The following is a 12,932-nucleotide window of genomic DNA, read 5'->3' as shown; positions in this document are numbered from 1 at the left end:
CATGTGCTTGAGCAAGGTTTATTAGTAACGGCTGGGGTAGCATTCTTAATTTCTGTTGCCCTTTCGCCATTGTTTATTCCATTTTTAAGAAAATTAAAGTTCGGACAGAGTATTCGTGATGAGGGACCAAAGTCACATCAAAAAAAATCAGGGACACCGACAATGGGCGGTATTGTCATATATGTATCTATGATGGTCACTTCACTTATTATGGCGATTAAGTTTAATCATTTAGGTGCAGAGGTTTCGTTATTATTATTAGTGACATTTGGTTATGGATTGATTGGATTTTTAGATGACTACATAAAGGTAGTTAAGAAGAGAAATCTTGGTTTAACATCAAAACAAAAATTAGTAGGTCAGCTTGTTATTGCTATTGCGTTCTTTTTAATTGGAAAAGGGCAAGCATTTCACACATATATCATGATTCCAGGTACGGATGTTAAGTTTGAATTAGGTTGGGCGTATTTTGTACTTGTGCTATTTATGCTAATCGGTGGCTCGAATGCGGTTAACTTAACTGATGGTTTAGATGGTTTATTATCAGGAACAGCGGCTATTGCATTTGGAGCATTTAGTATTATTGCAGTAGCGCAAGAACAATTTGGAGTTGCGATATTCTGTATGGCAGTTGTCGGAGCAGTACTGGGATTTTTAGTATTCAACGCGAATCCAGCAAAAGTATTTATGGGGGATACAGGTTCCTTAGCTTTAGGTGGAGCTATCGCAGCTGTAGCAATTTTATTAAAACAAGAATTACTACTTGTAATTATTGGTGGAGTATTCGTAATGGAAACTTTATCTGTTATTATTCAAGTTATTTCGTTTAAAACAACAGGAAAACGTGTCTTTAAAATGAGTCCATTACACCACCATTATGAATTATGTGGTTGGTCAGAATGGCGCGTTGTTGTAACGTTTTGGTCTGTAGGATTTTTATTAGCTGTGTTAGGAATTTATATCGGGGTGTGGATGTAATTGAAAACTGTAACTGAATTTCAAAATAAAAATATTCTTGTATTAGGCATTGCAAAGAGTGGTTATGCAGCAGCTACTTTGTTGCAAAAATTAGGGGCGAATGTCATTGTAAATGACGGAAAGCCTTTAGCAGACAATGTACTTGCTGCAGAATTACAAGCAAAAGGAATGGACGTTGTATGCGGTGGCCATCCTTTAGAATTATTAGAGAGAAATATTTCTCTTGTCGTTAAAAATCCAGGAATCCCGTATTCTAATCCAATATTAGTTGCTGCGAAAGAAAAAGAAATTCCAATTGTTACGGAAGTTGAATTAGCATATCGTATTTCAAAAGCACCATTTGTTGGAATTACAGGGTCTAATGGTAAAACGACGACAACAATGCTGACATTTGAAATGTTAAAAGAAGGGCAAAAGCATCCTGTTATTGCAGGGAATATAGGAACTGTAGCTTGTGAAGTAGCACAGGATGCAAAAGAAAATGAAGTTGTAGTTACAGAGCTTTCATCGTTCCAATTGATGGGAGTAGAATCGTTCCAACCTAAAATTGCAGCGTTCTTAAACTTATTTGAAGCCCACTTAGATTACCATGGGACGAAGAAGGAATATGGTTTAGCAAAAGCAAATGTTTTTAAAAACCAAACAGAAAACGATTATAGTGTAATAAATGCGGATGATGCAGATGTGATGGAGTTATCTGCGGATACTAAAGGTCAAAAAATCCTGTTTTCGACAACGAAAGAAATTGAAGATGGTGCGTGTATAAAAGATAACGCTCTTTATTTCAAAGGTGAAAAAGTTGTTGAAGTAAGTGATATCGTTTTACCTGGTCAACATAATCTAGAAAATATTTTAGCTGCGATGAGTATTGCGAAATTATTAGGTACTTCTAATGAAGCAATTACGGTCGTGTTAAAACGTTTTACTGGTGTAAAACATCGTTTAGAATATGTAACAACGATTAACAACCGTAAGTTTTATAATGATTCAAAAGCAACGAATATGTTAGCGACTGAGAAAGCACTATCTGCGTTTACACAACCGATTGTGTTACTAGCAGGTGGGCTTGATCGCGGAAATGAATTCGATGATTTAATTCCGTATTTCAAAAATGTAAAAGCGATTGTAACATTTGGACAAACAGCTCCCAAACTAGTAAGAGCGGCAGAAAAAGCGGGATTAGATATAATTGAAAGTGTCGATACTTTAGATGAAGCAGTGGTGAAAGCTTATGCTCATTCTAAAGAAGATGATGTTGTTCTTCTTTCTCCAGCGTGTGCAAGCTGGGATCAATTTAAAACATTTGAAGAAAGAGGAGACATTTTTATACAAGCTGTGCATAAACTTATATAAAGTAAATCAAAACATCAGTAGGCTAACACCTACTGATGTTTTGTTACATAGGGCAAAAGGTTCTGCCTAAAGAGGTGGTGTTTGTGGGTAATGAAGAAAACGCCTGATTTTATTCTCATCATCGTAACACTTTCATTGTTGACAATCGGAATGATTATGGTTTATAGTGCGAGTGCAGTTTGGGCCTCTTATAAAATGGGGGACTCATTCTTTTTTGCCAAAAGACAATTACTGTTTGCGGGTCTTGGTGTAGTAGCTATGTTTTTTATTATGAAAATTGATTATTGGGTGTGGCGTACGTATTCAAAAGTAATTTTGCTAGTTTGCTTCATTCTTCTTATTCTCGTTCTTATTCCTGGAGTAGGTCTTGTTCGAGGAGGAGCACGAAGTTGGATTGGGATCGGAGCATTTTCGATTCAACCGTCAGAATTTATGAAGTTTGCGATGATTATTTTCTTGGCAAAGTTTTTAGCGGAACGGCAAAAATTGATTACATCTTTTAAACGTGGTTTATTACCGGCTCTTAGTTTTGTGTTTCTTGCTTTTGGGATGATTATGTTACAGCCAGACCTTGGGACAGGAACGGTAATGGTTGGGACATGTATCATTATGATATTTATTTCGGGAGCGAGGGTCTTTCACTTTGCGATGTTTGGTTTGCTTGGTGTAGCAGGGTTTGTAGGGTTAATCGCATCAGCACCGTATCGAATGAAGCGCATTACATCATATTTAGACCCGTGGGCAGATCCGCTTGGAAGTGGATTTCAAATTATCCAATCATTACTCGCAATTGGACCCGGTGGATTATTTGGACTTGGGCTTGGACAAAGTAGACAAAAATTTCTTTATTTACCTGAACCACAAACTGACTTTATATTTGCAATCTTATCCGAGGAATTAGGTTTTATTGGTGGTTCATTTGTGTTATTATTATTTAGTCTATTATTATGGCGCGGGATTCGTATCGCATTAGGAGCGCCAGATTTATATGGTACGTTTTTAGCAGTAGGTATTGTGGCGATGATTGCGATTCAAGTAATGATTAATGTTGGTGTTGTAACAGGACTGATGCCCGTTACGGGTATTACCTTGCCGTTTTTAAGTTATGGTGGATCAAGTTTGACATTAATGTTAATGGCAGTAGGTGTATTATTAAATATAAGTCGCCATTCTCGCTACTAAACCCTGTTTATAAGACAGGGTTTTTCGTATGTGTGTAAAAATGCAATATGTATATAGAAATAAATATAATGGAAATAAGAAAAGAGAAGCGGAGGAGTTAGTAGTGCGTGTATTAGTGAGTGGTGGGGGTACTGGTGGTCATATTTATCCAGCTCTTGCTTTAATTAGAGAAATAAAAAAGTTAAATCCAGAAGCAAGATTTTTATATATTGGTACGGAAAATGGACTAGAGAGTACAATCGTTCCAAAAGCAGGTATACCATTTCAATCTATTGTTATAAGCGGATTTAAACGAAAAATATCATTAGATAATGTGAAAACAGTAATGCGTTTTCTAAAAGGTGTACAGGATAGTAAACGATATATTCGCCGTTTTAATCCGGATATCGTAATTGGAACGGGTGGATATGTATGTGGACCAGTTGTATACGCTGCAGCCAAATTAGGTATTCCGACTATTGTACATGAACAAAATAGTGTACCAGGTGTAACGAACAAATTTTTAAGTCGTTATGTTGATAAAGTTGCTGTTTGTTTTGAAGCAGCTACAGAGCATTTTCCAGAGTCAAAAGTGGTAATGACAGGTAATCCGCGAGCATCAGAGGTAATGGATCAAAATGGAATGAAAGGGAAACGTTCAGTTGGGCTTTCTCTTCCTAAAAAGTCTGTACTTATATTTGGTGGAAGTCGTGGGGCTAGACCGATTAACGATGCCTTCGTTGAAGCAATTGAACAGTTTGGGAACAAAAGCTACGAAATACTATATGTAACAGGTGAAGTACATTATGACAAAGTGATGGAAGCCGTGAAGCAAAAAGGGAACCCGAACAATGTTATTATTAAGCCGTTCATTCATAATATGCCAGAGGTACTAACTGGTGTAGACCTTGTTGTTTCAAGGGCTGGGGCAACAACACTTGCAGAATTAACAGCGTTAGGAAAACCAAGTGTGTTAATACCGAGTCCGTACGTAACAAATAATCATCAGGAAAAGAATGCACGTTCAGTTGTTGATAAAGGAGCGGCAAAAATGTTACTTGAAAAAGATTTAACAGCTGAAACACTTATTCGTGATATTGATGAGATTTTATTGGATGCACAAACATTACAAAATATGAAGCTAGCTGCTAAGAAACTAGGTATTCCAGATGCAGCAAATAAGCTGTATGAAGTAATGAATAAGCTTGTAAAAAAATAAAGTGAGGCTTTAATCAGTGGGGAGTGATTCTCTCTCGTTGATTATTACCTTTCACTAATCGGATGTTTACTGGCATCCCGATACCGCCTAACTTCTTTGTTACCGCCGAATTTTGATTTAGGAGCTGTAATGCCCGTAAATAGAGGGATAACGTTAGGTGAACGCCCTGCATATTATTGTCATAAGGAGACTTAATATGGGGGAGATTGTCTATGGAACAATTAGTAAATGAGCTTATAGAAGCAGACGTTGGTCGTGTTTTAGTTAACGAGTCGTTAGCGCGTTATACAACTATGAAAATAGGTGGACCAGCGGATATTTTAATTGTGCCTAAGCATGTAGCCGGTATTGAAAAAACATTACAGTTAGTAAAGCAATACAAAACGAAGTGGACTGTAATTGGGCGCGGTTCAAACCTTCTTGTATCTGATCGAGGCATAGAAGGTGTTGTTATTCGTTTAGGAGAAGGATTAGATCACTTAGAGGTCGAAAAACATAAGGTAAGAGTTGGTAGTGGATATTCTCTTATTAAATTGTCAACTTTACTTAGTCGTCAAGGGTTAGCTGGATTGGAGTTTGCAAGCGGCATTCCAGGAAGTGTCGGTGGTGCAGTATATATGAATGCAGGTGCACATAAATCGGATATATCGAGTGTATTATCGAAGGCTCTCATTCTGTTTGAAGACGGTACAATTGACTGGTTAACGAATAAAGAACTGGAGTTTTCTTATCGGGCATCTGTATTGCAAACGAAACGGCCTGGTATTGTTTTAGAGGCGGAGTTTCAATTACAGGCGGGAAAACGTGAAGAAATTGTACGTAGCATGCAAAATAATAAAGATTACCGCCGTGAAACGCAACCATGGAATCACCCGTGTGCAGGAAGTATATTTCGGAATCCAATCCCACATTTTGCAGGCGATTTAGTAGAAAAAGCAGGGCTTCGTGGTTATAGGATTGGTGGAGCTCAAATTTCTCAAATGCATGGCAATTTTATTGTTAATACCGGGGGAGCTTCAGCGCAAGATGTATTGTCCTTAATTGAATTAATAAAACATACAATTAAGGATAAATTTGATGTAGATATGCACACAGAAGTAGAAATCATTGGAAGATAACGGTTATTCGTTCCGCTCATTATCATTTATGTTATAATAAGAAGATAAGAACGGCATGAGGAACATGCCGTTCTTTATGTTACATAGGGGGATCGTACATGAATAATAGTAAAGTGATTAAACTACAAGATCGTGTACCAAAATTGAAAAATCAAAAGAAAAAAAACAAAAAAAATGTTAATCATCGATTGATTTTATACATATCAATTTTATTTTTATTAGTGCTCTTTTTAATTTATTTTCGGTCTCCGCTTAGTAATATAAAAAAGATTAGTGTGTTTGGAAATCATTATATGACGGATGAGCAAGTAATGAAGGATTCAGGCGTGACATATGATACAAGTTATTTCCGAGTGACAGCACATAAAGCTGAAGAAAACTTAACGAAGCGAAAAGAAATTAAAGCAGTAAATGTAAAAAAACGTTTTCCAAACAAGATTGATGTTCATATTGAAGAATATTTAACGATTGGTTATATAAATAAAGAGGGAAAATTACAACCGTTATTAGAGAATGGAAAAACACTTGATGTACTACCTAATGGAAAACTTCCTGTTGCAGCACCGATTTTCGAACCTTTTAAAGAAGAGAAAATGAAGGAGTTAATCGCTGAACTAGAAAAATTAACACCAGCTATTTTAAAATCTATTTCGGAGATTCGCTATTCTCCAACGAATGCGAATGAAGATCATCTTACTTTATATATGAATGAAGGTTATGAAGTGAGCACTACGATTCAAAATTTCGCAAAACGTATGGAAGCCTATCCGCTTATTTTAAAAACAATTGAGCCAGGTAAGAAGGTATTAATTGATTTAGAAGTAGGTGCATATACGAAAGAATTAGGTGCGGAAGAAAAAAAAGAATAGAATGGTAGTTTTCGTTGCTTATAGCAGAAAAAACAAAACAAACGTTCTATTATATGCATACGAATTTAGAAGAATGGTTCATTTGATGAAAAATATGTAAAAATTCTTAGATTCATACTAGTATTGGTACAAGTTTCACTTTTCTATGAGTACATCTTAGTGTAGACTTATACTTGGCGGTAAACTTTACACTCGAAATAGAATTATTTCAAGATAAGCAGTTATTCATAGTTTACTGCGATATTCTTAATTGAATGCTAAATAAAAATAAGAAAAATATAGGGTTAAAAAAGGGAAACGTATAAAGACGTTGAATATTTTTCTTATAAATAGTAAAGTTGCGATTGTTGTTCCATATATTGAGTTGTATGGTATAAATAAAGAAGGAGGTGCCAAAGAATGAACAGCAATGAAATATATGTTAGTCTTGACATCGGTACATCCAATGTTAAAGTCATCATTGGTGAAATGGTTAATGACAGCTTAAACATTATTGGTGTTGGAAATGTAAAATCAAATGGTTTAAAGAAGGGATCGATAGTTGATATAGACGAGACTGTTCGATCAATTAAAAAAGCAATTGAACAAGCTGAGCGTATGGTGGGAATCCATATTGAGCAAGTTGTAGTAGGTGTCAATGCAAACCAGGTACAGCTACTTCCTTGTCACGGAGTAGTCGCTGTTTCAAATGAAGATCGTGAAATCGGGAATGAAGATGTCTTACGCGTTCTAGATGCAGCACAAGTTGTGTCAATTGCTCCAGAACGTGAGTTTATTGATGTGGTACCTCGACAGTTCATCGTAGACGGTCTTGACGAGATTAACGATCCACGCGGGATGATCGGTGTAAGATTAGAAATGGAAGGTACACTTATTACAGGCTCGAGAACTTTACTACATAACCTACTTCGTTGTGTAGAAAAAGCAGGTCTTGAAATTGTTGATATTTGTCTTCAACCTTTAGCGGCTGCAACAGTTGCTATATCTTCAGATGAAAAAAATAGAGGAGTAGCCCTTGTTGATATGGGGGGAGGATCTACAACTTTATCTATTTTTAAAGACGGAGAGTTACAAGCGACGAGCGTATTACCATTAGGTGGAGACCATATAACGAAGGATATTGCAATTGGGTTGAAAACTTCAACAGAAAATGCAGATCAAATTAAGTTGAAATATGGACATGCTTTTTATGATACAGCATCTGAAGAAGAGATGTTTACGGTTCCTATTATGGGAAGTGATCAAACAGAACAATATTCTCAGTTGGAATTATCGGATATAATAGAGGCTCGTGTAGAGGAAATTTTAATGTTTGTTCAAGATGAAGTGCGTAAGTTAGGAGTAAAGCAAGTGGCTTCTGGTTATGTACTAACTGGCGGAATTGCTTCTATGCCAGGTGTTCTTGATCTTGCATATGATATTTTACATGAAAATGTTCGTGTAGCAACTCCTGATTATATTGGTGTGCGTGAGCCCCAATATACAAGCGGAGTTGGATTAATTAAACATTCTTATCAAAAAGCTAAATTACGTGGGAAAAATGTGCAGGAAAAGCAAGAGCATTTTGAAACAGTACCAGCACCAGCACCAACGCCGGTACAACAGCAACCTGCGAAACAAAAAACTCGTAATCAAAACAATAATAATCAAAATGATGACCGTATGATGTCAAAAGTAAAACGTGTATTCCGTTATTTATGGGATTAAAATTGGACACGAAAAATGAGGTTCTAGGGGGATTTCGACATGTTAGAGTTTGATACTACTCAAGATCAATTAGCGAATATAAAAGTTATCGGTGTCGGCGGTGGCGGAAACAATGCTGTAAACCGTATGATTGAACACGGTGTACAAGGTGTAGACTTTATCGCTGTGAACACTGATGCACAAGCATTAAATCTATCAAAAGCTGAAACAAAAATGCAAATTGGTGGAAAATTAACGCGTGGACTTGGTGCAGGCGCAAACCCTGAAGTAGGGAAAAAAGCTGCAGAAGAAAGTAAAGAACAGATCCAAGAAGCACTTCGTGGTGCGGATATGGTCTTCGTAACTGCTGGTATGGGCGGTGGAACTGGAACTGGTGCAGCTCCAGTTGTTGCTCAAGTTGCAAAAGAATTAGGTGCTTTAACAGTTGGTGTTGTAACACGTCCATTTACTTTTGAAGGACGTAAACGTGCAACGCAAGCAGCATCTGGTATTGCAGCATTTAAAGAAAATGTAGATACTCTTATTGTAATTCCAAACGATCGCTTATTAGAGATCGTTGATAAAAATACGCCAATGTTAGAAGCATTCCGTGAAGCTGATAACGTATTACGTCAAGGTGTTCAAGGTATTTCGGATTTAATTGCAACGCCAGGTTTAATTAATTTAGACTTTGCAGACGTAAAGACAATTATGTCTAATAGAGGTTCTGCTTTAATGGGTATTGGTTCTGGTAACGGGGAAAATCGTGCTGCAGAAGCTGCGAAAAAAGCGATTTCTAGTCCATTACTAGAAACATCTATTGATGGAGCTCAAGGTGTTATCATGAATATTACGGGTGGCGCTAACTTAAGCTTATATGAAGTACAAGAAGCGGCAGATATCGTAGCCTCAGCTTCAGATCCAGAAGTAAATATGATCTTCGGTTCTGTTATTAACGAAGGATTAAAAGATGATATCGTTGTAACTGTAATTGCAACTGGTTTTGATGATAGCATTGCAACTCAACCACCAAAACCAATTATTCGTCCGAATGCGAACCACACGCAACAACAGCAACAACCAGTAGCTCAACCTTCAAAACAACGTGAAGTAAAACGTGAAATGAAGCGTGAAGAGCCAGTTGTACATGAACGTCATTCAGATTCAGATGATATCGATATTCCAGCATTTTTACGTAACCGTCGTAGACGATAAAAAAAGGAGCTTTCATGCTCCTTTTTTGTTTTTTAAATGGAAAAGACCTGCTAAGCAGGTCTTTTTTTATTTCGTATATTTCAATATATTTTGTTGGTGAAAATAAGAGTATATCATTCTATGAATTTGTACTTTTATTCTTTACCGACAGATTATGTCTAGAAATCACAAAATAACAAAAAAACACCTCCGCAAATTGACACACTTTCCTATTGGATATGCATTATACTAGTCTCAACTTGAAAAAAGAGGTGAATTGTTTGGTTGTTTACGCCGACGTTGTTTGGTTGTTAAACGCCTGCATTGATTTTCTTTTGCTTTTATTAACAGCTACCGTGTTAAAAAAGAAAATCAAAAGATGGAGGCTTGTGTTAGGGGCATTTATAGGTTCAACTATTGTTATTTTTGCCTTTACTCCTTTTGCTTCTATGATGACACATCCAATTATGAAACTACTGTACTCGTTACTTATTGTGTATACAGCATTTGGGTTTACAACATTTAGAAATTATGCACAGACTGTTTTTACTTTTTACTTTGTAACCTTTATGGTTGGCGGAGGATTAATTGGAACTCATTTCTTTTTGCAAACGAATGAAATGGTAAATGGATTGGTTCAATCTCAGTCAATTTCTTACGGCGATCCAATTAGTTGGTTATTTGTTATTTTTGGCTTTCCGGTAATTTATTATTTTTCTAAAAAGCGTATTGAAAGCGTAGAGGTCACGAAAATACACTATGACCAAATTGTGAAAGTAAAAATTCAATTGGCCGAAGAAGAACTAGAACTGGCAGGTCTTATTGACAGTGGGAACCAACTTTACGATCCATTAACAAAAACACCCGTTATGATTATGCATGTTTCATCATTAGAACATTGCTTACCATCTTGGTTAACAGAACAAATTTATTCCAAAACAGAAATTCCTCAAATACCAGAAAATGATTCTGGTTGGGCGACAAAATTACGTTTAATTCCTTTCCGTGCAGTAGGAGTAGAAAGTCAATTTTTGTGGGCAATTAAGCCTGACAGTGTGCAAGTTGATCATGAAGGTAGTTCTATTGTTGTAAACAAAGTATTAATTGGATTAAATACACAACAACTGTCTACAAATGGGGAGTATCAATGTATTGTGCATCCAAAAATGTTGATTTCACAAAAAATGGTGATCGCTTAATAATGAGAGGCGGGATAATATGATGAAATTAAAATTTTATTTAGTATACCTTTGGTATAAAGTATTGCTGAAATTAGGAATTAAGACCGATGAAATTTATTATATTGGTGGAAGTGAAGCGTTGCCACCACCGTTAACGAAAGAAGAAGAGGAAGTTCTTTTGAATAAATTGCCAAAGGGAGATCAGGCAGCAAGGTCATTACTTATTGAACGTAACTTAAGGCTCGTTGTATATATAGCAAGAAAGTTTGAAAATACAGGGATAAATATTGAAGATTTGATTAGTATAGGAACAATCGGCCTTATTAAAGCGGTAAATACATTTAATCCAGAAAAGAAAATAAAATTAGCAACATATGCATCGCGTTGTATAGAAAATGAAATTTTAATGCATTTACGTCGAAATAACAAAAATCGTTCAGAAGTTTCTTTTGATGAACCGCTAAATATTGATTGGGATGGGAATGAACTGTTGTTGTCTGACGTGTTAGGTACAGATGATGATATTATTACAAAAGATTTAGAAGCTACTGTAGATCGTCACCTTTTAATGAAAGCATTACACCAATTAAATGATCGTGAAAAACAAATTATGGAACTTCGGTTTGGTCTTGCTGGAGGAGAGGAAAAGACGCAAAAAGATGTGGCGGATATGCTTGGGATTTCACAGTCATACATTTCGCGTTTAGAAAAAAGAATTATAAAAAGATTACGAAAAGAATTTAATAAAATGGTGTGAAGAATAAGACCAGCCGTTATGTAGGCTGGTCTTATTCTATTTAGTTGTATTAGGAAAGATAATTTAAATAAAAAATCGTGAAAAAACCATATGCATAAAATCCCCTTCAAAGGAAATACTTTACACTGTACAGCAACTCCCGATAGGAGGGAACACTTTGACGAGAAACAAAGTAGAAATTTGCGGTGTTGATACAGCTAAACTTCCAGTATTAAAAAATGAAGAGATGCGTAAATTATTTCGTGAAATGCAAAGTGGAGAGATAAGCGCAAGAGAAAAATTAGTGAATGGAAACTTACGTCTTGTACTGAGCGTCATCCAAAGATTTAATAACAGAGGAGAATATGTTGACGATTTATTTCAAGTTGGTTGCATTGGACTTATGAAATCAATTGATAATTTTGATTTAGGCCAAAATGTAAAATTTTCAACGTATGCTGTGCCGATGATTATTGGGGAAATACGCAGATATTTGCGTGATAATAATCCAATTCGCGTATCGCGCTCATTGCGAGATATTGCGTATAAAGCTTTGCAAGTAAGAGAAAAGTTGATTGCAGAAAATTCAAAAGAACCAACAGCAATGGATATTGCAAAAGTGCTAGAAGTAACTCATGAAGAGATAGTATTTGCTTTAGATGCGATTCAAGACCCAGTTTCATTATTTGAACCGATTTATAATGATGGAGGAGATCCTATCTTTGTTATGGATCAGTTAAGTGATGAAAAACAAAAGGACGAGCAGTGGGTTGAAGAATTAGCATTAAAAGAAGGAATGAAGCGTTTAAATGATCGAGAGAAAATGATTATTAGAAAACGTTTCTTCCAAGGAAAGACACAGATGGAAGTTGCAGAAGAAATTGGGATTTCCCAAGCGCAAGTATCACGTTTAGAGAAGTCAGCCATTAAACAAATGAATAAAACGATTCAAGGATAAGGTCTCACCAATTATGGTGAGACCTTTTTATATGTAATATGGTTTGTGCTCATAGTAGGGGATTAGTGTTCATATAATGAAACTATCATGGTGTTTCGTATAGGTGGCTTCCTGTAAATATGAGAAACAGTTTCCAATTCGTCATATAAGGGAGAGGATAAAAATGGTGATACGAATTTCAGAGTTACAGATGAAGGATGTTATAAATATTTCAGATGGAAAAAGGATTGGGAATATTGGAGATATTGAAATTGATATGAACACAGGGAAAATTTGTTCTGTTATTATTTCCAAACAGACACGTATGCTAGGTATTTTTGGAAAAGATGTTGAGATTGTAATTCCTTGGAAGGAAATTGTGAAAATTGGGGAAGATGTCATACTTGTAAGAGTAAATCCTGTTAATTCTGTAACAGAATCAATACAAACACCGACAATTTCATAAAGAATATTACAAATTCCTCTTTTTTTTCTGTTAG

Annotated in this window: 12 protein-coding genes; all 12 read left to right on the top strand. The window is 35.9% G+C overall.

Annotation, left to right across the window (positions count from 1 at the left end; all coding sequences use genetic code 11):
• Positions 1–3 precede the first annotated feature (3 nt).
• The gene (gene mraY, locus MR167_RS11370) at positions 4–978 is read left to right on the top strand and encodes a phospho-N-acetylmuramoyl-pentapeptide-transferase (protein ID WP_000893058.1); all 975 of its coding nucleotides are present in this window, start codon (positions 4–6) and stop codon (positions 976–978) included.
• On the top strand, positions 979–2,331 hold the full coding sequence (gene murD, locus MR167_RS11365) for a UDP-N-acetylmuramoyl-L-alanine--D-glutamate ligase (RefSeq protein WP_000860096.1): 1,353 nt from the start codon (positions 979–981) through the stop codon (positions 2,329–2,331).
• Positions 2,332–2,421: 90 nt separating this feature from the next.
• The gene (gene spoVE / locus MR167_RS11360) at positions 2,422–3,513 is read left to right on the top strand and encodes a stage V sporulation protein E (protein ID WP_000753521.1); all 1,092 of its coding nucleotides are present in this window, start codon (positions 2,422–2,424) and stop codon (positions 3,511–3,513) included.
• A gap of 103 nt (positions 3,514–3,616) precedes the next feature.
• Positions 3,617–4,711, top strand: a complete 1,095-nt coding sequence (murG, locus tag MR167_RS11355; protein WP_014894899.1) for an undecaprenyldiphospho-muramoylpentapeptide beta-N-acetylglucosaminyltransferase — start codon at positions 3,617–3,619, stop codon at positions 4,709–4,711.
• Positions 4,712–4,923: 212 nt separating this feature from the next.
• Positions 4,924–5,829: a UDP-N-acetylmuramate dehydrogenase gene (gene murB / locus MR167_RS11350; RefSeq protein WP_000437031.1), complete on the top strand. Its 906-nt coding sequence runs from the start codon at positions 4,924–4,926 to the stop codon at positions 5,827–5,829.
• 98 nt (positions 5,830–5,927) lie between these two features.
• Entirely contained in the window at positions 5,928–6,698 is a 771-nt protein-coding gene (gene divIB, locus MR167_RS11345; RefSeq protein WP_001065791.1) for a cell division protein DivIB, read from the top strand.
• A gap of 399 nt (positions 6,699–7,097) precedes the next feature.
• Positions 7,098–8,405: a cell division protein FtsA gene (ftsA, locus tag MR167_RS11340; protein ID WP_001087559.1), complete on the top strand. Its 1,308-nt coding sequence runs from the start codon at positions 7,098–7,100 to the stop codon at positions 8,403–8,405.
• A gap of 39 nt (positions 8,406–8,444) precedes the next feature.
• Positions 8,445–9,599 carry a cell division protein FtsZ gene (gene ftsZ, locus MR167_RS11335; RefSeq protein ID WP_000888984.1) on the top strand — a complete coding sequence of 385 codons (1,155 nt, stop codon included), beginning with the start codon at positions 8,445–8,447 and terminating at the stop codon, positions 9,597–9,599.
• A 260-nt stretch (positions 9,600–9,859) separates the two neighbouring features.
• Positions 9,860–10,777: a sigma-E processing peptidase SpoIIGA gene (gene spoIIGA / locus MR167_RS11330; RefSeq protein WP_000261975.1), complete on the top strand. Its 918-nt coding sequence runs from the start codon at positions 9,860–9,862 to the stop codon at positions 10,775–10,777.
• Between the two features lie 19 nt (positions 10,778–10,796).
• Positions 10,797–11,516, top strand: coding sequence for an RNA polymerase sporulation sigma factor SigE (gene sigE, locus MR167_RS11325; RefSeq protein WP_000976948.1), 720 nt, complete (start codon positions 10,797–10,799; stop codon positions 11,514–11,516).
• A gap of 157 nt (positions 11,517–11,673) precedes the next feature.
• The gene (gene sigG / locus MR167_RS11320; RefSeq protein WP_000197755.1) at positions 11,674–12,453 is read left to right on the top strand and encodes an RNA polymerase sporulation sigma factor SigG; all 780 of its coding nucleotides are present in this window, start codon (positions 11,674–11,676) and stop codon (positions 12,451–12,453) included.
• Between the two features lie 163 nt (positions 12,454–12,616).
• Positions 12,617–12,898, top strand: a complete 282-nt coding sequence (locus tag MR167_RS11315) for a YlmC/YmxH family sporulation protein (RefSeq protein ID WP_000236745.1) — start codon at positions 12,617–12,619, stop codon at positions 12,896–12,898.
• The last annotated feature ends 34 nt before the right edge of the window (positions 12,899–12,932 follow it).

This window comes from Bacillus cereus group sp. BfR-BA-01355, assembly GCF_022663675.1.
Taxonomy (GTDB): domain Bacteria; phylum Bacillota; class Bacilli; order Bacillales; family Bacillaceae_G; genus Bacillus_A; species Bacillus_A thuringiensis_S.
This window is presented reverse-complemented; position numbering and strand designations above follow the sequence as displayed.